Raw genomic sequence first — 16,677 nt, forward strand, 5'->3', positions numbered from 1 at the left:
ACGGCATCAAGGAGGGAACATGCGCATTTTACTGGTAGAAGACGACACGTTAATCGGCGACGGTATCAGGGCGGGTTTAAGCAAAATGGGCTTTAGCGTGGACTGGTTTACCGATGGTAAAACCGGTCAGGCCGCGCTCGCGTCTGCGCCCTATGATGCCGTGGTGCTGGATCTGACGCTGCCGGAAATCGACGGTCTGGACATCCTGCGCGCGTGGCGCGAAAGCGGGCACAGCGAGCCGGTATTGATCCTGACCGCGCGGGATGCGCTTAACCAGCGCGTGGAAGGGCTGCGTCTTGGCGCGGATGATTATCTCTGCAAGCCGTTCGCGCTGATTGAAGTGGGTGCCCGCCTCGAGGCGCTGGTCCGCCGCAGCCACGGCCAGACGCATAGCGAGCTACGCCACGGCAAGGTCACGCTCGATCCGACCCGTCTCGTCGCCACGCTGGACGGTGAACCGCTGACGCTGAAGCCGAAAGAGTTCGCGCTGCTGGAACTGCTGATGCGCAATGCAGGCCGCGTGCTCCCTCGCAAGACGATTGAGGAAAAACTGTATACCTGGGACGACGACGTCTCCAGCAACGCGGTAGAAGTCCACGTTCATCATCTGCGCCGCAAGCTTGGCAGCGAGTTTATCCGCACCGTGCACGGCATCGGCTACACCCTGGGTGACGCATGAAGCTGACGCAACGCCTGAGCCTGAAGCTGCGCCTGACGCTCCTCTTTTTAGCGCTCTCCCTGACGGCATGGTTTGCCGCCAGCCTGGTGGCCTGGCAGCAGACCACCCACAAGCTGGATAAGCTCTTCGACACGCAGCAGATGCTGTTTGCCAAACGGCTGCTGACGATGGATCTGGACGAGATCCGCGCCCCCGAGCGGATGCGCGAGATCCCGAAAAAAGTGAAGCATGGCCGTCTCGATGACGACGCGCTGGCTTTCGCCATTTACAGCGTCGAGGGCAAAATGCTGCTGAACGACGGCGAGAACGGGCGCGATATTCCGTACCACTATCGCCGCGACGGGTTTGCTAACGGGCAGCTCCAGGACGACAACGACGAATGGCGTTTCCTGTGGCTGACCTCACCCGACGGGAAGTACCGCGTGGTTGTCGGTCAGGAGTGGGAGTACCGCCAGGATATGGCGCTGGACGTGGTCAGCTCGCAGCTCACGCCCTGGCTGGTGGCGCTGCCGGTGATGCTGCTTTTGCTGGTTCTCCTCTTGAGCCGGGAGCTGAGGCCGCTCAAAAAGCTGGCGCAGACCCTGCGCTCCCGCTCGCCGGATGCGACCGATGCGCTTGTGCTTCAGGGTGTGCCCACGGAAGTGCGCCCCCTGCTCGACGCGCTGAATCACCTCTTCGCACGTACCCAGGAGATGATGACCCGCGAGCGCCGCTTTACGTCCGATGCCGCCCACGAGCTGCGCAGCCCGCTGGCGGCCCTGAAGGTGCAAACTGACGTGGCGCAGCTCTCGCAGGACGATCCGCAGGCGCGGGAAAAAGCGCTGGCACAGCTGCATGCGGGAATCGACCGCGCTTCGCGGCTGGTGGATCAGCTCCTCACCCTGTCGCGTCTGGACTCGCTGGATAACCTTGACGATGTCGAACCGATCACGCTTGCCGATTTACTGCAGTCGGCGGTGCTGGATATCTGGCATCCGGCGCAGCAGGCAGGGATTGATATTCGCCTCAACAACCATGCCCCGCAGGTCAAACGTCAGGGGCAGCCCCTGCTGCTCAGCCTGCTGGTGCGCAACCTGTTGGACAACGCCATCCGCTACAGTCCGCGCGGCAGCGTGGTGGACGTGACGCTGGGCGCGCGTAGCTTTAGCGTGCGCGACAACGGTCCCGGCGTTGACCCCGAGGTGCTGGCGCGCATCGGCGAGCGTTTTTATCGGCCACCGGGGCAGAACGCCACGGGCAGCGGGCTGGGGCTCTCTATCGTCAGGCGCATTGCCGCGCTGCACGGGATGCACGTCTCGCTGAGCAATGCGGCGGAAGGCGGCTTTGAGGTGAAGGTCAGCTGGTAGCGGATTATTGCATCTCCAGCAAAAGACTTTGCACATTTTGCTCATTTTTCCGCTCCGTCCTCGCGCGTAGAATACCCGGCATACTCTCATCGTCGAGGACAAAAAATGAGCAACATTCTGATTATTAACGGTGCAAAAGAATTTGCGCACTCTAAAGGCCAGCTGAATGACACCCTGACCGAGGTCGCGGACGGTTTCCTGCGCGACGCCGGGCATGATGTTAAGGTCGTGCGTGCAGACAGCCACTACGACGTGAAAGCCGAAGTGCAGAACTTCCTGTGGGCTGACGTGGTGATCTGGCAGATGCCAGGCTGGTGGATGGGCGCGCCGTGGACCGTGAAAAAATACATGGACGACGTGTTCACGGAAGGTCATGGCTCGCTGTATGCCAGCGATGGCCGCACCCGCTCTGACGCGTCCAAAAAATACGGTTCAGGCGGCCTGATTCAGGGCAAAAAATATATGCTGTCACTGACCTGGAACGCGCCGCTGGAAGCCTTCACCGAGAAAGATCAGTTCTTCGAAGGCGTGGGTGTAGACGGCGCGTACCTGCCGTTCCACAAGGCGAATCAGTTCCTGGGCATGGATCCGCTGCCGACCTTTATCGTCAACGACGTGATTAAAATGCCTGATGTCCCGCGCTATATCGCAGAATATCGCAAGCATCTCGCGGAAATTTTTGCTTAACTGGTAGCCTGGAATTAAAGGAGTAGTAAACATGCTTACCGTTATCGCAGAAATCCGTACTCGTCCAGGTCAACATCACCGCCAGGCGGTGCTGGATCAGTTCGCGAAAATTATCCCGACCGTACTGAAAGAAGAAGGCTGCCACGGCTACGCGCCGATGGTGGATGCCGCCACTGACGCCAGCTTCCAGGCGACCGCGCCGGACTCGATCATCATGGTTGAGCAGTGGGAAACCGTCGCGCATCTTGAAGCGCATCTGCAGACCGCGCACATGAAAGCGTGGAGCGACGCGGTGAAGGGCGACGTGCTGGAAACCCACATCCGCATTCTGGAGCAAGGGGTTTAAGTTCGTGGAATTTGCCGGGTGGCACTGCGTTTACCCGGCCTACAAAACCTGAACCGTAGGCCCGGTAAGCGCTAGCGCCACCGGGCTTTGTTGTTTTTAGCTGCTTTTCTTCCCCGGCTTTAACCCGCGATGGAGTTCGTTGATGCGCTTCATCGACTTGATGGCGCGCTGCGGTTCGGTGGCGGCGACGGATAAAATGATCATCTCCAGACAGAGCAGCACCGTGCCGTGGAGCGGGATTTTGCCCTTTTCGCCGCCGCGCGGAACGTGGATCACCACGCTGGCCTCCTTACTGAAACGCGAATCAAGGGCGTTGGTCAGCAGGATGGTGGGAATGCCCAGACGTTTTGCTTCACGCAGGGTGGTTTGCCCTTCCCGGTGCGCGGATTTCTGCGCCATCATCACCAGCACGTCACCGCGCTGAAGCGCAATCAGCTGTTCGGCAAGCCCGATCCCGGTACGGTTGAGCGGCGTGGCGGGTAACCCCATACGGCTGAACAGCCTGGCAGTGTACTCGGCCAGAATGCCGGAGGCGCCAATGCCAAATATGGCGACCTGCCTCGCCTGGGCCAGCAGTGAGACCGCCTGCGCCATCGCGTAGCGGTTGTGGGGCTCGGATAATACCTCGCAGGTGTGTTGATGCCCCTCCAGCACAAAATCAATGCTCGCGTTGACGTCGCTGGCGAGCGTGTTCACCGTGGTGGACATCTTTTCGCTGGAGGTGACCACCGGGCCAAACCACTGCTCCAGCGTCTGCTTGAGATCGCGCAGCCCGGCGAACCCCAGCGCCTGTATGGCGCGGACCACCGTGGCATCCGAGGTTTTCACTACGGCGGCAATCTCCATGGCGGTCTGCTCCATCACCGCTTCGCGGTTGTCATGGATATAGCGTGCGACCTGCAGCAGACGCGGCGTCAGCTGATGCGCCCGCGCGCGAAAGCGGTCGCCATAGACATCCACGCGCCCCTTCTCTTTGCGGATCACCGTGAGGCCTCCGGCAGCGGACGCCCGGCAATCTGTGACTGCACCTGCGCGGCCATCAGCCCTAAAGACGCGAACGAATTCGAGATCGCCTCTTCACGCGAGATCAGCACATAATGCCCGGTTCGGCAGGCAGTCAGGAACTGACACCAGCCCGGCATCACCGCCTCCATCGCGGCCAGCTCGTCCTGCGGTTTACCGCCCGTATCCCCGCGCCAGGTAGCAAAGACGAAATCGGCATCCAGCTCCGGCAGGCGCTCGGCGCTGACGTCGATGCGCCCCCCTTCCGGGATGGACTCAATCAGCGGCGGGAATTTGAATCCGGCGTCGCGCAGAACGCGGCCCAGCGAGTGGTAGCTGTGCATGGCGTTGATTTTCCCCTGATTGGCCTGAATCACCGATACGGTGATTTTGCGCGTGTCGATGGTCGCCTTCAGCGCCTTGATTTGCTCCTGATATCGCCGCTCCAGAACCTTGAGCCGCGCCTGCGTTCCTGTCAGCTGAGCCAGCTTGCGGTAGATTTCCGGCGCGCCGCCGTCGAGATGATCGATGCTCACCGTCGGGGCAATTTTCGCTAATTGTTCCACCGGCGTGTTGCGGGTCGGCTCGGTAACGATCAGGTCAGGTTTGGCGGCGGCGATGGCTTCGATGTCAATATCCGCCGTGCCGATAAATTTGATATCGGAATTATCGAAGTCGACGCCGGTTAACATGCCGCTGGAGCGCAGAAAATGGCTGCCGTCCGGCCGCGTGCGGCCATGGCTCGCCACCGGCGGCACGCCAAGCTCAATCAGCGGAATGGTGATGTCCAGATCGTGTAAGGAGACAATCCGTTTCGGGTGCACCGGCACCACCACCTTTCGGTTCAGATCGTCGGTAAAGACCTGCGTCGGCTCCGCCGCGCTCACCGCGAACCCCACCAGCAACAGCATCGAAAACAGTACACGCATCATAATCCCCTAAAATCTGTCCCGACGCTGCCAGAGCAGCAGCAGGAAAAACGGTCCGCCAATCAATGAAATGACAATTCCCGCCGGCAGCTGCAGCGGGAGGAATGCCAGACGCCCGACGTTATCCGCCAGCAGCACCAGCAGCGCGCCCAGCACGGCGCTTCCCGTCAGGAGCGCGGTCTGACCACCGCGCAGCAGCAGGCGCGCCATATGCGGGGCAATCAGCCCCACAAAGCCAATGCTGCCCACGCAGGAGACGCAGGCCGCCGTCAGCACTACCGGGGCGAGAACCCGCAGCAGCGCCAGCCGGGTTGTGCGCACGCCAAGGCCCGCGGCGGCCTGATTGCCGAGCAGCGCCACGTCCGCTGCCCGCGCGGTAAAGAGCAGCAGCGCAAACGCGGGGGCAGCCCAGAGCGCGGCCAGCCCTACCAGCGTCCAGTTTGCCGCGTGCAGGCTGCCCGCCAGCCACAGCATCGCCGTCTGCACGTCGCGCACGTCGGCGGTGGTCATAAAGACGCCCATTGCCGCGGCAAACGCCCACGACACGCCGATGCCGATCAAAATAAACCGCGGGCGCGAGATATCGCGCGCCAGAGCTATCACCAGCAGCGCGGTGAGCAGCCCGCCGGCCATGCCAACCAGCGGACGCCAGGCCAGGCTCAGCGCCGGGAACTGAAAAATCAGCAGCAGTACCGCCGCGCTACAGCCCTCCTTCACGCCGATAAGCCCCGGGTCAGCCAGTCCGTTGCGGGTGATGGACTGCATCGCCGCCCCCGCCATGCCGAGCATCGCGCCGCACAGCACCGCCATCAGCAGGCGCGGCAGGCGGATATCCATCACGACGTAGCGCGTCTCCGCCGTCAGACTTTCAGGCGAAAACAGCGCCCGCCCGATGGCAGAGGCGGGAATGGGCAGAGAACCGTGCGTCAGGCCAAAGCCCAGCAGGCCTAGCGCCATCAGCGCGAAAAGCGACAGGTACGCCAGCGCCTTCGGGCGAACCAGCGCCGACAGGCGGCCAACACGGATCGCGCGGAGTCCGGACCGGTTCATTTGAACATCCTCGAGGCCATAAGGATGAACACGGGCGCGCCGACAAGGGCCGTCATGATGCCGGTTGCCAGCTCCCAGGGGGTAAACAGCGTGCGGGCAGCGATATCCGCCAGCAGCAACACCAGCGCGCCGCAGAGGGCCGACAGCGGCACCATCGCGCGCAAATCGACCGACACCAGACGGCGGATGAGCTGCGGCACCACAAGGCCGATAAAGCCAATCGGTCCGGCGAGGGAGACGGCCGCGCCGCAGAGCAGCGCGATGGCCAGCAGGGCAAGGAGGCGGGTTTTCAGCAGCGACACGCCAAGCCCCTGCGCCATTCTGTCGCCCAGCGCCAGCATGTTGAGCGAGGGCGACAGCCCGATAGCAAGAAGAAAACCAGCGGCTGCAGCCCACAGGGCGCTCTGGAGCATCTGCGCGTTGATCCCGGCGATATCACCCGCCAGCCAGGTGCGCAGAGAGAGCAGCGTCTGTTCATCCAGGATTAACACCGCGGCGGTAATCGACGAGGCAAACGCCGACATCGCCACGCCGCACAGGGTGACCTTCATTGGCGTGAGCCCGGTGCGACCGGTCGAGGAGAACATCAGCACCAGCAGAAACAGCGCGGCGGCACCGGCGGCGGCAATCAGCGGACGACCAAACGGCAGCGACAGCCCAAGCGCGCTGGTCACCACCACCGCGAGCGCTGCCCCGGCGTTGAGCCCCAGAATATGCGGCTCGCCGAGCGGGTTGCGGATCACGGACTGCAGCAGCACGCCCGCCACGCCGAGCGAGGCGCCGGTAACCATTGCGGCGCAGAGGCGCAGCAGCCGTAGTCTGATGATGATGTTATGGTCGAAATTGCGCGGGTCGAAGTGAAAGAATGCCTCCACTACCGTTTGCGGGGCGATAAAGCGTGCACCGATCCCCAGATGAGCAATCGCCCCCATTGCCAACAGCAGGGTGAAAATCAGGAAAGCCAGAGAGATGCGCATCATGGCTTCTGAATGCTCTGGCGAAACGGCATAAAGAACGGTTTGCCGGTCAAGGGGTTGATGGACATATGCACGTCCACATCAAACACCGCTTTGATCAGCTCCGGCGTGCAGGCGTCGCCCTCATGTAACACTCCCTCGACTTTTCCCTGGCGTAAAAAGACCAGGGAATCACCGTAGTTCACGGCAAAGTTGAGATCGTGCAGCACCACCACGACGGTACGCCCGTGCTGGCGGGTCAGGGCGTGCAGCAGTTCCAGGATCTCCACCTGGTAGCGAAGATCGAGGAACGTGGTGGGTTCATCCAGCAGGATATACGGCGTTTGCTGCGCCAGCGCCATGGCGATCCAGCAGCGCTGACGCTGGCCGCCGGATAAGCTTTCCACCGGCATATGGGCAAACGCTGCCGTGCCGGTCAGGCGCAGGGCCTCTTCCACCGCCAGTTCGTCCTCGTCGCTCCACTGGCGCATAACGTTTTGCCAGGGAAAGCGGCCGCGCGAGACCAGCTCAAAAACGGTTAACCCTTCCGGGAGCAGCGGGGACTGCGGGAGAATACCAAGCTGGCGGGCGACGGCTTTGGTCGGCTGCTCGTGGATCGCCTTGCCGTCGAGAACCGCCGCGCCGCCAAGCGGCTGGAGCAGCCGCGCAATGGTGCTCAACAGCGTGGATTTCCCGCAGCCGTTTGCGCCCACCAGAACGGTTATTTTCTGCTGGGGGATCGCAAGAGAGATATCATCAACGATGATTTTTTTCTGATAGCCCGCAGAGAGGTTCTCCAGAACCAGTCCCGGTTGTTTTGTGTTGTAAGCCACGTGAACGCCAACGTAATAAAAAAGCGCAACAAATATAAATAAAAATCATTCTCTTTTGAGAGTTTGACGCCACGCCATGTAGTAGTCAAGAGAAGAAACACCCTGAAAAAACCAGGGGTAACGGAGCGTTACCGTGCAGACCACAAAATTAATAAATCATTATTTTTCAATTGAATAATTAAGTACCCTTGTACTTTCCCGTTGCGTTTCATACATGTAGCCGATTTTTATCATTTTTCATTTACTACTACATCCCCGCATGATTGAATGATTCTCAATTACATGTTCGATGCCGGTTCTGGCTAACGAGCAGAGCATAAAAGGGCAATGACTCACACATTCTTCCGTGAAGGTGATTCACGGATATTTTGGGATAACAGATGTAATGGCTACGTTCACACCTTCACTCTCTGGGGTAAAAGGGCGCGCGCTCTTTTCACTGCTGTTTATGGCGCCGCTGGCCCAGGCGGCGGACACCACCGCGGCTAAAGACGGCGAAACGCTTACCGTCACTGCCGATCCAAATACGCCGGCGGAAGCCACCAACGGCTATCAGCCGCTGAACACCTCCACCGCTACGCTGACCAACATGCCGATGCTGGATATCCCGCAGGTGGTGAATACCGTCAGCGATCAAGTGCTGGAGGATCAGCACGCCACCACGCTGGATGAGGCGCTCTATAACGTCAGCAACGTGGTCCAGACCAATACCCTCGGAGGTACGCAGGATGCCTTCGTGCGCCGCGGGTTTGGCGCGAACCGGGACGGCTCGATCATGACCAACGGCCTGCGCACCGTCCTGCCGCGCAGCTTTAACGCCGCCACCGAGCGCGTGGAGGTGCTTAAAGGCCCGGCCTCAACGCTGTATGGCATTCTCGATCCGGGCGGCCTGATTAACGTCGTCACCAAACGCCCGGAGAGAACCTTCGGTGGTTCTCTGTCCGCCACCTCCTCCAGCTTTGGCGGCGGCACCGGACAGGTCGATGTGACCGGCCCGATCGACGGTACACGCATGGCGTATCGCCTCACGGGTGAGTATCAGGACGAAGATTACTGGCGTAATTTTGGCAACGAACGCAGCACCTTTATCGCCCCGTCGCTCACCTGGTTCGGCGATGATGCCACCGTGACCGTGCTCTATTCGCATCGCGACTATAAAACGCCGTTCGATCGCGGAACGATCTTCGATCTCAACACCAAAAAGGCCGTTGATGTCGATCGTAAAACCCGATTTGACGAGCCGTTTAACGTGACCGATGGTCAGTCCGATCTGGCGCAGCTGAACGCGGAATACCGTCTTAACAGCCAGTGGACCGCGAAGTTCGACTACAGCTACAGCCAGGACAAATACAGCGATAACCAGGCCCGCGTGATGGCCTACGATGCAAAAACCGGCAACCTGACCCGCCGCGTGGATGCGACCCAGGGCTCGACCCAGCGCATGCACAGCACCCGCGCGGACCTGCAGGGGAATGTGGATATTGCAGGCTTTTACAATGAGATCCTGACCGGCGTATCGTATGAGAATTACGATTTGCTGCGTACGGACATGATGCGCTGTAAGAACGTCAAAGGTTTCAACATCTACCATCCGGTTTACGGCAAACTCAACAAGTGTACAACCGTCTCCGCCGCAGACAGCGACCAGACGCTCAAGCAGGAGAGTTATTCGGCCTACGCGCAGGATGCCCTGTACCTGACGGATAAGTGGATCGCCGTCGCCGGGATGCGCTATCAGTATTACACCCAGTACGCGGGCAAAGGTCGTCCGTTCAACGTCAACACCGACAGCCGCGACGAACAGTGGACGCCAAAGCTGGGGCTGGTTTACAAGCTCACGTCATCCGTCTCGCTGTTTGCCAACTACTCGCAGACGTTTATGCCGCAGTCGTCCATTGCAAGTTACATTGGCGACCTGCCGCCGGAAACCTCAAACGCCTACGAAGTGGGCGCGAAGTTCGACCTGTTCGACGGCGTTACCGCCAATATCGCGCTGTTTGATATCCACAAACGCAACGTGCTGTACAACGAAAGCGTGGGAGGTGAAACCATTGCCAAAACGGCGGGCCGCGTGCGATCCCAGGGCGTGGAGGTGGATCTTGCCGGGTCACTGACCGAGAACACCAATATTATCGCCAGCTACGGCTACACCGACGCGAAGGTGCTGGAAGACCCGGACTACGCGGGCAAACCGCTGCCGAACGTGCCGCGCCACACCGGCTCCCTGTTCCTGACGTACGATATTCACAATGCGTTTGCCGGGAATACCCTGACGCTGGGCGGTGGCGGACACGGCGTGAGCCGTCGTTCAGCGACCAACGGCGCGGATTATTATCTGCCGGGCTATTTTGTGGCGGATGCCTTTGCGGCCTATAAGATGAAGCTGCAGTATCCGGTGACGCTGCAGGTGAACGTGAAGAACCTGTTTGATAAGACCTACTACACCTCGTCCATTGCGACCAACAACCTGGGCAACCAGATTGGCGACCCTCGCGAAGTGCAGTTTACGGTGAAGATGGAGTTTTGATGTAAAAAAGCCCGGTGGCGCTGGCGCTTACCGGGCCTACGATCCATTCCCTCTCCCTGCGGGAGAGGGTTAGGGTGAGGGCATCAAGCCTCAATATCCGCCATATCGCCTTTCTCCTGCAGCCAGTTACGACGGTCTTCCGAACGTTTCTTGGCAAGGAGCATATCCATCATGGCGTTGGTCTGCTGTTCGTCTTCATCGCTGATCGTCAGCTGCACCAGACGGCGCGTGTTCGGATCCAGCGTCGTTTCGCGCAGCTGCATCGGGTTCATCTCGCCCAGCCCTTTAAAGCGCTGCACGTTCGGTTTGCCCTTCTTGCGCTTCAGCTGTTCCAGCACGCCCGCTTTCTCTTCTTCCGTCAGGGCGTAGTAAACCTCTTTGCCGAGGTCGATACGGTATAGCGGCGGCAGCGCCACGTAGACGTGACCGTTTTTCACCAGCGTACGGAAGTGCTTCACAAACAGCGCGCACAGCAGCGTGGCGATGTGCAGACCATCGGAGTCCGCATCCGCGAGAATGCAGATCTTGCCGTAGCGCAGCTGGCTCAGATCGTCGCTGTCCGGATCGATGCCGATCGCGACCGAGATATCGTGGACTTCCTGCGAGGCCAGCACTTCGTCTGAAGACACTTCCCAGGTGTTCAGGATCTTACCCTTGAGCGGCATGATCGCCTGATATTCACGATCGCGCGCCTGCTTGGCCGACCCGCCCGCCGAGTCCCCTTCCACGAGGAACAGTTCGGTGCGGTTGAGATCCTGCGCGGTACAGTCTGCCAGCTTGCCCGGCAGCGCAGGGCCGCTGGTCAGCTTTTTACGCACCACTTTCTTGGCGGCGCGCAGACGACGCTGGGCGCTGGAGATCGCCATTTCGGCCAGCATCTCCGCCGCCTGAACGTTCTGGTTCAGCCACAGGGTAAAGGCATCTTTCACCACGCCGGAGACGAACGCCGCACACTGGCGTGACGACAGACGTTCTTTGGTCTGACCGGCAAACTGCGGATCCTGCATCTTCACGGAGAGCACGTAGGCGCAGCGGTCCCAGATATCTTCCGCCGACAGCTTCACGCCGCGCGGCAGGATATTGCGGTATTCACAGAATTCGCGCATCGCGTCCAGCAGCCCCTGACGCAGGCCGTTGACGTGGGTCCCGCCGAGCATGGTGGGGATCAGGTTAACGTAGCTTTCGGTCAGCAGCTCGCCGCCTTCCGGCAGCCACAGCAGCGCCCAGTCCACCGCTTCGGTATCGCCGCTAAAGTTGCCGACGAACGGTTTTTCCGGCAGCGTTGGCAGGCCGTTTACCGCTTCGCACAGGTAGTCGTTCAGGCCATCGGCGTAGCACCAGGTCTGCTCGGTATTATTAACGTGATCTTTAAAGGTGATTTCCACGCCCGGGCAAAGCACCGCTTTGGCTTTCAGCAGGTGCGTCAGGCGGGACACGGAAAAGCGCGGGCTGTCGAAGAAACTTTCGTCAGGCCAGAAGTGGACGCTGGTGCCGGTGTTGCGTTTGCCGCACGTGCCGACAACCTGAAGATCCTGCACCTTCTCGCCGTTTTCAAACGCGATGTTGTAGACCTGACCATCGCGACGGACGTTCACTTCCACGCGTTTGGACAGGGCGTTGACGACGGAAATCCCCACGCCGTGCAGGCCACCGGAGAACTGGTAGTTTTTGTTGGAGAACTTACCGCCCGCATGCAGACGACAGAGGATCAGCTCAACGGCCGGGACGCCCTCTTCCGGGTGGATATCCACCGGCATGCCGCGCCCGTCGTCAATAACTTCCAGCGACTGATCGGCATGCAGGATGACGTCAACGCGTTTGGCATGGCCCGCCAGCGCTTCGTCCACACTGTTATCAATAACTTCCTGGCCCAGATGGTTTGGGCGCGTCGTATCGGTGTACATCCCCGGGCGGCGGCGAACCGGCTCTAGCCCGGTGAGGACCTCAATGGCATCAGCGTTATAGGTTTGCGTCATGATTTAAACTAGCAATTCGCATTGATTGTCAGTGGCTGTGCAGTCCAAGAAAATCGACAATCTGGGTGAAATGATTCTCAAAGCCCGTGAAAGCATGGTTTCCGCCCTCTTCTATAGTCTGGCGGCAGGAGGCGTAATACGCCACTGCCTGGCGGTAATCCAGCACTTCATCACCCGTCTGCTGCAGCAGCCAGATGAGATCCGGCGCCTCGAGCGGGTCGACCTGCATAACTTTGAGATCGTAAATATGGCGTGACTCTAGCACATATTGCTGGCCGGTGTAGGGGTTCTCGTTTTCGCCAAGAAAGTCCCGCAGCAGCTCAAATGGCCGTACCGCCGGATTAACCACCACGGCGGGCAGCATAAAGCATTGCGAGAGCCAGGTGGCGTAATATCCCCCCAGCGATGAACCGACCACACCAAAGGTTTCGCCGCCGTGCGCAAGCACGATGGATTCCAGCATTTCCGCGGCTTCTGCCGGGTAAGGCGGCAGCTGTGGGATAATCATCTCAACGTCAGGGTGATGCTCGCTCAGCCACTGGCGAAACTGTGTCGCTTTTGCGGAGCGCGGCGAACTGTTGAATCCGTGCAGATAAAGGAGCGTAGACATCAATAGCCTTCTGAAGCGGTGTCCGGGCGGAACTGTGCGCCGGTCAAACGGCAGACTTCCGTGGTCAGCGTGCCGTCGGGATGCAGTTCCAGCCAGCGCCAGCCTGGCGCGATGGTATCCAGCGTAAAGTTGGCGCAGTGCGGCTTAAACTGAACGCAGGTCGACGGCGTCGCCAGCATGCGGCGTCCGTTCCAGTCGAGATCCTGTTCCTGGTGAATATGCCCACACAGCAGATTTTTCACCCGCGGGAACTTCGCCAGCACGCGATCCAGCGCCGCGGAGTTGCGCAGGCTGTGCTGATCGAGCCAGCTGCAGCCCGCTGGCAGAGGATGATGATGAAGCAACAGCAGCGTATGACGTTCAGGTTCAGCGGCCAGTTTGGTCTCCAGCCAGTCGAGCTGAAACTCACTGAGTTCACCGTGCGGGACGCCGAACACCTGGCTGTCCAGCAGGAGGATCTGCCACTGTTCACCCGCAAAAACACATTTCGCCGGAGAAATCCCCGCATCCTGGAGAGAACTGTACATTGCGGGCTGAAAATCGTGGTTACCCGGCAGCCAGACGCAGGGCGCGCTAAAGCTCGCGATGCCTTCAGCAAAATGCTGGTAGGCCGCGGAAGATTGGTCCTGCGCCAGATCGCCCGTTGCGACAATCAGATCGCATGCACGGTTTTCAGCGTGAATGGCGCTCAGTACCGCCTGATAACTCTCCCAGGTATTCACCCCCAGCAGCGTTTCATGCTTTTCGGCAAAAAGGTGGGTATCGGTGATTTGTAATATCCTGACTGGCGCCCCACCAGCAACAGTCAGGTTCAACAGGCTTTCCAAATGGTGTCCTTAGGTAGGTTTATGACGCTAACAAACCGGAATCGCCATTGCTCCATGTGCTAAACAATACCTTAGCCAGTCGGCTAAAAACTGGTTAATTTGATGCTTTTCGTCGCGTTGATGCAACTTTTTATTCGGGTAATCATACCGCGCCTTGAAGCGAAAGATCTGCTGGCTTGAACACACTTCAGCGACCATCGCGTCGTGATAGAGGCGTACCGTCATCGACGGCAGGCTCCAGTAGCTAATGCTGGGTGCCGTTTGCTCAATCTCCACCAGCGTAGTGTAGCGCGTTGATTCTGTTATCGTTAATCGATACTGCGCGTTGCTCACCTGATAGCTTACCGTTTCGCCGGGTGCGTCGTTTCTCGGCAGCAGGCGGCGCAATTGTGCAAAATTCGTTTCGCACAGGCGCATCATTTCTGGGAAGTCAGGCGTATAGCGCTTCATTTTTTCCACTCGTTTCGTAATGTCTGATAATGCAGCTGCAGCCATTGCAGGGCGATGACAGACGCTGCGTTGTCGATTTTCCCCTCTTCTACCCACTGATAAGCCTGTTCCCGGCTCACCACATGAACCCGAATATCTTCGTTTTCATCAGCCAGACCGTGAATGCCTTCTGCGGTCGTGGCGTCCACTTCGCCCACCATAATGGATAAGCGTTCGCTGGTGCCACCCGGACTCGCCAGATAGCTCAACACCGGTTTGGTGCGGCCCACCACCAGCCCAGCCTCTTCCAGCGCCTCGCGCCGGGCGACGTCTTCAACCGTCTCGCCTTCTTCGATCATCCCGGCCACCATCTCCAGCAGCCACGGGCTCTCACTGACGTCATAAGCGGCGATGCGGATCTGCTCCACCAGCACGACTTCGTCACGCACTGGGTCAAAGGGTAGCAAGACTGCCGCATGCCCGCGCTCAAAAATTTCGCGTCTGATTTCGCCGCTCATTTCACCGTTAAACAGGCGATGCCTGAAACGGTAAAGATCCATTGAAAAAAAACCGCTATAAAGCGTTTCTCGTGCAATAATTTCTACATCGTTTTTGGCGAATGTCACGGGCAACTTTTCTGGTTTTTGCATGAGTCGAGTCCTGGTAGCAATGGTGATGAAATTGTGAATTTCAAGGCTGTTTGGCTGCCGTTTGTAAGGCTATATGGTAGATTGGTGCAAATTACCGCCAGATGGCACGTAACGCCAACCTTTTGGTGTGGATGATTCTGTTAGAATCGGCAATTATTTTTTAATTAGATCAGCGCTAATACTGCTTCACAACAAGGAATGCAAATGAAGAAATTGCTCCCCATCCTTATCGGCCTGAGCCTGACGGGCTTCAGTGCAATGAGCCAGGCGGAAAACCTGTTACAGGTCTACCAGCAGGCACGTCTGGGCAACCCTGATTTACGTAAATCAGCGGCCGATCGTGATGCTGCGTTTGAAAAGATTAACGAAGCGCGTAGCCCCTTGCTGCCACAGTTAGGGTTAGGTGCAGATTATACCTACAGCAACGGTTTCCGCGACGCTAACGGCGTAAACTCCAATGCTACCAGTGCCTCACTGCAATTAACACAGACGCTGTTTGATATGTCCAAATGGCGTGCCCTGACCCTGCAGGAAAAGAGCGCGGGCATCCAGGATGTGACCTATCAGACCGACCAGCAGACGCTGATCCTGAACACAGCTACGGCGTACTTCAACGTGCTGAGCGCCATTGACGCGCTCTCCTACACCGAAGCGCAGAAACAGGCCATTTACCGTCAGTTAGATCAAACCACCCAGCGCTTCAACGTGGGTCTGGTGGCGATCACCGACGTGCAGAACGCCCGTTCACAGTACGACACCGTGCTGGCCAACGAAGTGACCGCGCGTAATAACCTCGACAACGCGCTGGAATCCCTGCGCCAGGTGACCGGGAACTACTATCCTGAGCTGGCCTCCCTGAACGTCGACAGCTTCAAAACGGATAAGCCGCAGGCCGTTAACGCCCTGCTGAAAGAGGCGGAAAACCGCAACCTGACGTTGCTGCAGGCGCGTCTGAACCAGGACCTGGCCCGCGAGCAGATTCGTCAGGCGCAGGACGGCCATCTGCCAACCCTGAGCCTGAGCGCCTCTACCGGCGTTTCTGACACCACCTACAGTGGCTCTAAAACCAATTCTGCCCAGTATGACGACAGCAATATGGGTCAGAACAAAGTGGGCCTGAGCTTCTCCCTGCCGCTGTATCAGGGCGGTCAGGTTAACTCCCAGGTGAAACAGGCGCAGTACAACTTTGTTGGCGCGAGCGAGCAGCTGGAAAGCGCCCATCGTAACGTGGTGCAGACCGTACGTTCATCCTTCAACAACGTGAACGCCTCAATCAGCAGCATCAACGCCTATAAACAGGCCGTTGTGTCTGCACAGAGCTCCCTGGACGCGATGGAAGCGGGTTACTCGGTCGGTACACGTACTATCGTTGACGTGCTCGACGCCACCACCACGCTGTACAACGCGAAGCAGCAGCTCTCCAGCGCGCGTTATCAGTACCTGATTAACCAGCTGAACATTAAGCAGGCTCTGGGTACGCTGAACGAGCAAGACCTGCAGATGCTGAACAGCGCACTGGGCAAACCGGTCTCTACCTCTCCGGACAGCGTTGCACCGGAGAACCCGGAGCAGGTTGCCGCGGTTGATAACTTCAACGCTAACAACACTACCCCTGCTGCACAGCCTGCTGCCGCGCGCACCACAGCGCCTGCCAGCAAGGGCAACAATCCGTTCCGTAACTAAGCATTGCCCGATGGCGCTTCGCTTATCGGGCCTACTGAATCGTAGGCCGGGTAAGCGCAGCGCCACCCGGCGCAAAATCACATCCGAACGTAAGCCAACGTAAAGATCCCCCTGATTCCGCCCCTCTTCGCTTCATTTTCAACCACT

16 protein-coding genes are annotated in these 16,677 nt (G+C 59.0%); 6 read left to right on the forward strand and 10 right to left on the reverse strand.

The window, feature by feature from the left end; genetic code table 11:
* Positions 1 to 19: 19 nt before the first annotated feature.
* The 4 genes from qseB (at position 20) to N6P30_RS03600 (ending at position 3,058) form a co-directional block, all read left to right on the forward strand.
* A complete protein-coding gene (gene qseB / locus N6P30_RS03585; RefSeq protein WP_023294563.1) occupies positions 20 to 679 on the forward strand; it encodes a quorum sensing response regulator transcription factor QseB in 660 nt (219 codons plus the stop codon).
* On the forward strand, positions 676 to 2,025 hold the full coding sequence (gene qseC / locus N6P30_RS03590) for a quorum sensing histidine kinase QseC (RefSeq protein WP_023294564.1): 1,350 nt from the start codon (positions 676 to 678) through the stop codon (positions 2,023 to 2,025). Before qseB ends, qseC begins: the two co-directional genes overlap by 4 nt.
* Before the next feature lie 105 nt (positions 2,026 to 2,130).
* Positions 2,131 to 2,712: an NAD(P)H-dependent oxidoreductase gene (locus tag N6P30_RS03595; RefSeq protein WP_014833281.1), complete on the forward strand. Its 582-nt coding sequence runs from the start codon at positions 2,131 to 2,133 to the stop codon at positions 2,710 to 2,712.
* A gap of 31 nt (positions 2,713 to 2,743) precedes the next feature.
* Complete coding sequence (locus N6P30_RS03600; RefSeq protein WP_008502984.1) at positions 2,744 to 3,058, forward strand: putative quinol monooxygenase; 315 nt, start codon at positions 2,744 to 2,746, stop codon at positions 3,056 to 3,058.
* 96 nt (positions 3,059 to 3,154) lie between these two features.
* Here the strand turns inward: N6P30_RS03600 and N6P30_RS03605 are convergent, their stop codons facing one another.
* The 5 genes from N6P30_RS03605 to N6P30_RS03625 are packed head-to-tail and all read right to left on the reverse strand — an operon-like array spanning position 3,155 to position 7,828.
* Positions 3,155 to 4,042 (reverse strand): MurR/RpiR family transcriptional regulator, encoded by an 888-nt coding sequence (locus tag N6P30_RS03605; RefSeq protein ID WP_021242303.1) that lies wholly within the window; start codon positions 4,040 to 4,042, stop codon positions 3,155 to 3,157.
* On the reverse strand, positions 4,039 to 4,989 hold the full coding sequence (locus N6P30_RS03610; RefSeq protein WP_025912500.1) for an iron-siderophore ABC transporter substrate-binding protein: 951 nt from the start codon (positions 4,987 to 4,989) through the stop codon (positions 4,039 to 4,041). The genes N6P30_RS03605 and N6P30_RS03610 overlap by 4 nt, the downstream gene beginning before the upstream one ends.
* Positions 4,990 to 4,998: 9 nt before the next feature.
* On the reverse strand, positions 4,999 to 6,039 hold the full coding sequence (locus tag N6P30_RS03615; protein ID WP_023294566.1) for a FecCD family ABC transporter permease: 1,041 nt from the start codon (positions 6,037 to 6,039) through the stop codon (positions 4,999 to 5,001).
* Positions 6,036 to 7,019 (reverse strand): FecCD family ABC transporter permease, encoded by a 984-nt coding sequence (locus tag N6P30_RS03620; RefSeq protein WP_023294567.1) that lies wholly within the window; start codon positions 7,017 to 7,019, stop codon positions 6,036 to 6,038. The genes N6P30_RS03615 and N6P30_RS03620 overlap by 4 nt, the downstream gene beginning before the upstream one ends.
* On the reverse strand, positions 7,016 to 7,828 hold the full coding sequence (locus N6P30_RS03625; protein WP_023294568.1) for an ABC transporter ATP-binding protein: 813 nt from the start codon (positions 7,826 to 7,828) through the stop codon (positions 7,016 to 7,018). Before N6P30_RS03625 ends, N6P30_RS03620 begins: the two co-directional genes overlap by 4 nt.
* A 385-nt stretch (positions 7,829 to 8,213) precedes the next feature.
* Here N6P30_RS03625 and N6P30_RS03630 point away from each other — a divergent pair, with 385 nt between their 5' ends.
* The gene (locus N6P30_RS03630) at positions 8,214 to 10,355 is read left to right on the forward strand and encodes a TonB-dependent siderophore receptor (RefSeq protein ID WP_023294569.1); all 2,142 of its coding nucleotides are present in this window, start codon (positions 8,214 to 8,216) and stop codon (positions 10,353 to 10,355) included.
* Positions 10,356 to 10,438: 83 nt separating this feature from the next.
* Here the strand turns inward: N6P30_RS03630 and parE are convergent, their stop codons facing one another.
* The 5 genes from parE to nudF are packed head-to-tail and all read right to left on the reverse strand — an operon-like array spanning position 10,439 to position 14,847.
* Entirely contained in the window at positions 10,439 to 12,331 is a 1,893-nt protein-coding gene (parE, locus tag N6P30_RS03635; RefSeq protein ID WP_008502977.1) for a DNA topoisomerase IV subunit B, read from the reverse strand.
* 28 nt (positions 12,332 to 12,359) lie between these two features.
* Positions 12,360 to 12,941 (reverse strand): esterase YqiA, encoded by a 582-nt coding sequence (yqiA, locus tag N6P30_RS03640; protein WP_008502976.1) that lies wholly within the window; start codon positions 12,939 to 12,941, stop codon positions 12,360 to 12,362.
* Positions 12,941 to 13,768: a 3',5'-cyclic-AMP phosphodiesterase gene (cpdA, locus tag N6P30_RS03645; protein ID WP_008502975.1), complete on the reverse strand. Its 828-nt coding sequence runs from the start codon at positions 13,766 to 13,768 to the stop codon at positions 12,941 to 12,943. The genes yqiA and cpdA overlap by 1 nt, the downstream gene beginning before the upstream one ends.
* A 27-nt stretch (positions 13,769 to 13,795) precedes the next feature.
* Positions 13,796 to 14,218 carry a DUF1249 family protein gene (locus N6P30_RS03650; protein WP_003862516.1) on the reverse strand — a complete coding sequence of 141 codons (423 nt, stop codon included), beginning with the start codon at positions 14,216 to 14,218 and terminating at the stop codon, positions 13,796 to 13,798.
* Positions 14,215 to 14,847 carry an ADP-ribose diphosphatase gene (nudF, locus tag N6P30_RS03655; RefSeq protein ID WP_008502974.1) on the reverse strand — a complete coding sequence of 211 codons (633 nt, stop codon included), beginning with the start codon at positions 14,845 to 14,847 and terminating at the stop codon, positions 14,215 to 14,217. The genes N6P30_RS03650 and nudF overlap by 4 nt, the downstream gene beginning before the upstream one ends.
* A 204-nt stretch (positions 14,848 to 15,051) precedes the next feature.
* Here nudF and tolC point away from each other — a divergent pair, with 204 nt between their 5' ends.
* Positions 15,052 to 16,530 (forward strand): outer membrane channel protein TolC, encoded by a 1,479-nt coding sequence (tolC, locus tag N6P30_RS03660; protein WP_023294570.1) that lies wholly within the window; start codon positions 15,052 to 15,054, stop codon positions 16,528 to 16,530.
* Positions 16,531 to 16,677 lie beyond the last annotated feature (147 nt).

The organism is Enterobacter sp. PL1, assembly GCF_945957325.1.
Taxonomy (GTDB): Bacteria; Pseudomonadota; Gammaproteobacteria; order Enterobacterales; family Enterobacteriaceae; genus Enterobacter; species Enterobacter roggenkampii.

What these genes read in the sequence shown, in the direction of transcription:
- qseB (WP_023294563.1), top strand. Translation starts at nt 20, where the DNA reads ATGCGCATTTTACTGGTAGAAGACGACACGTTAATCGGCGACGGTATC.
- qseC (WP_023294564.1), top strand. Translation starts at nt 676, where the DNA reads ATGAAGCTGACGCAACGCCTGAGCCTGAAGCTGCGCCTGACGCTCCTC.
- N6P30_RS03595 (WP_014833281.1), top strand. Translation starts at nt 2,131, where the DNA reads ATGAGCAACATTCTGATTATTAACGGTGCAAAAGAATTTGCGCACTCT.
- N6P30_RS03600 (WP_008502984.1), top strand. Translation starts at nt 2,744, where the DNA reads ATGCTTACCGTTATCGCAGAAATCCGTACTCGTCCAGGTCAACATCAC.
- N6P30_RS03610 (WP_025912500.1), bottom strand. Translation starts at nt 4,989, where the DNA reads ATGCGTGTACTGTTTTCGATGCTGTTGCTGGTGGGGTTCGCGGTGAGC.
- N6P30_RS03615 (WP_023294566.1), bottom strand. Translation starts at nt 6,039, where the DNA reads ATGAACCGGTCCGGACTCCGCGCGATCCGTGTTGGCCGCCTGTCGGCG.
- N6P30_RS03620 (WP_023294567.1), bottom strand. Translation starts at nt 7,019, where the DNA reads ATGATGCGCATCTCTCTGGCTTTCCTGATTTTCACCCTGCTGTTGGCA.
- N6P30_RS03630 (WP_023294569.1), top strand. Translation starts at nt 8,214, where the DNA reads ATGGCTACGTTCACACCTTCACTCTCTGGGGTAAAAGGGCGCGCGCTC.
- parE (WP_008502977.1), bottom strand. Translation starts at nt 12,331, where the DNA reads ATGACGCAAACCTATAACGCTGATGCCATTGAGGTCCTCACCGGGCTA.
- yqiA (WP_008502976.1), bottom strand. Translation starts at nt 12,941, where the DNA reads ATGTCTACGCTCCTTTATCTGCACGGATTCAACAGTTCGCCGCGCTCC.
- N6P30_RS03650 (WP_003862516.1), bottom strand. Translation starts at nt 14,218, where the DNA reads ATGAAGCGCTATACGCCTGACTTCCCAGAAATGATGCGCCTGTGCGAA.
- nudF (WP_008502974.1), bottom strand. Translation starts at nt 14,847, where the DNA reads ATGCAAAAACCAGAAAAGTTGCCCGTGACATTCGCCAAAAACGATGTA.
- tolC (WP_023294570.1), top strand. Translation starts at nt 15,052, where the DNA reads ATGAAGAAATTGCTCCCCATCCTTATCGGCCTGAGCCTGACGGGCTTC.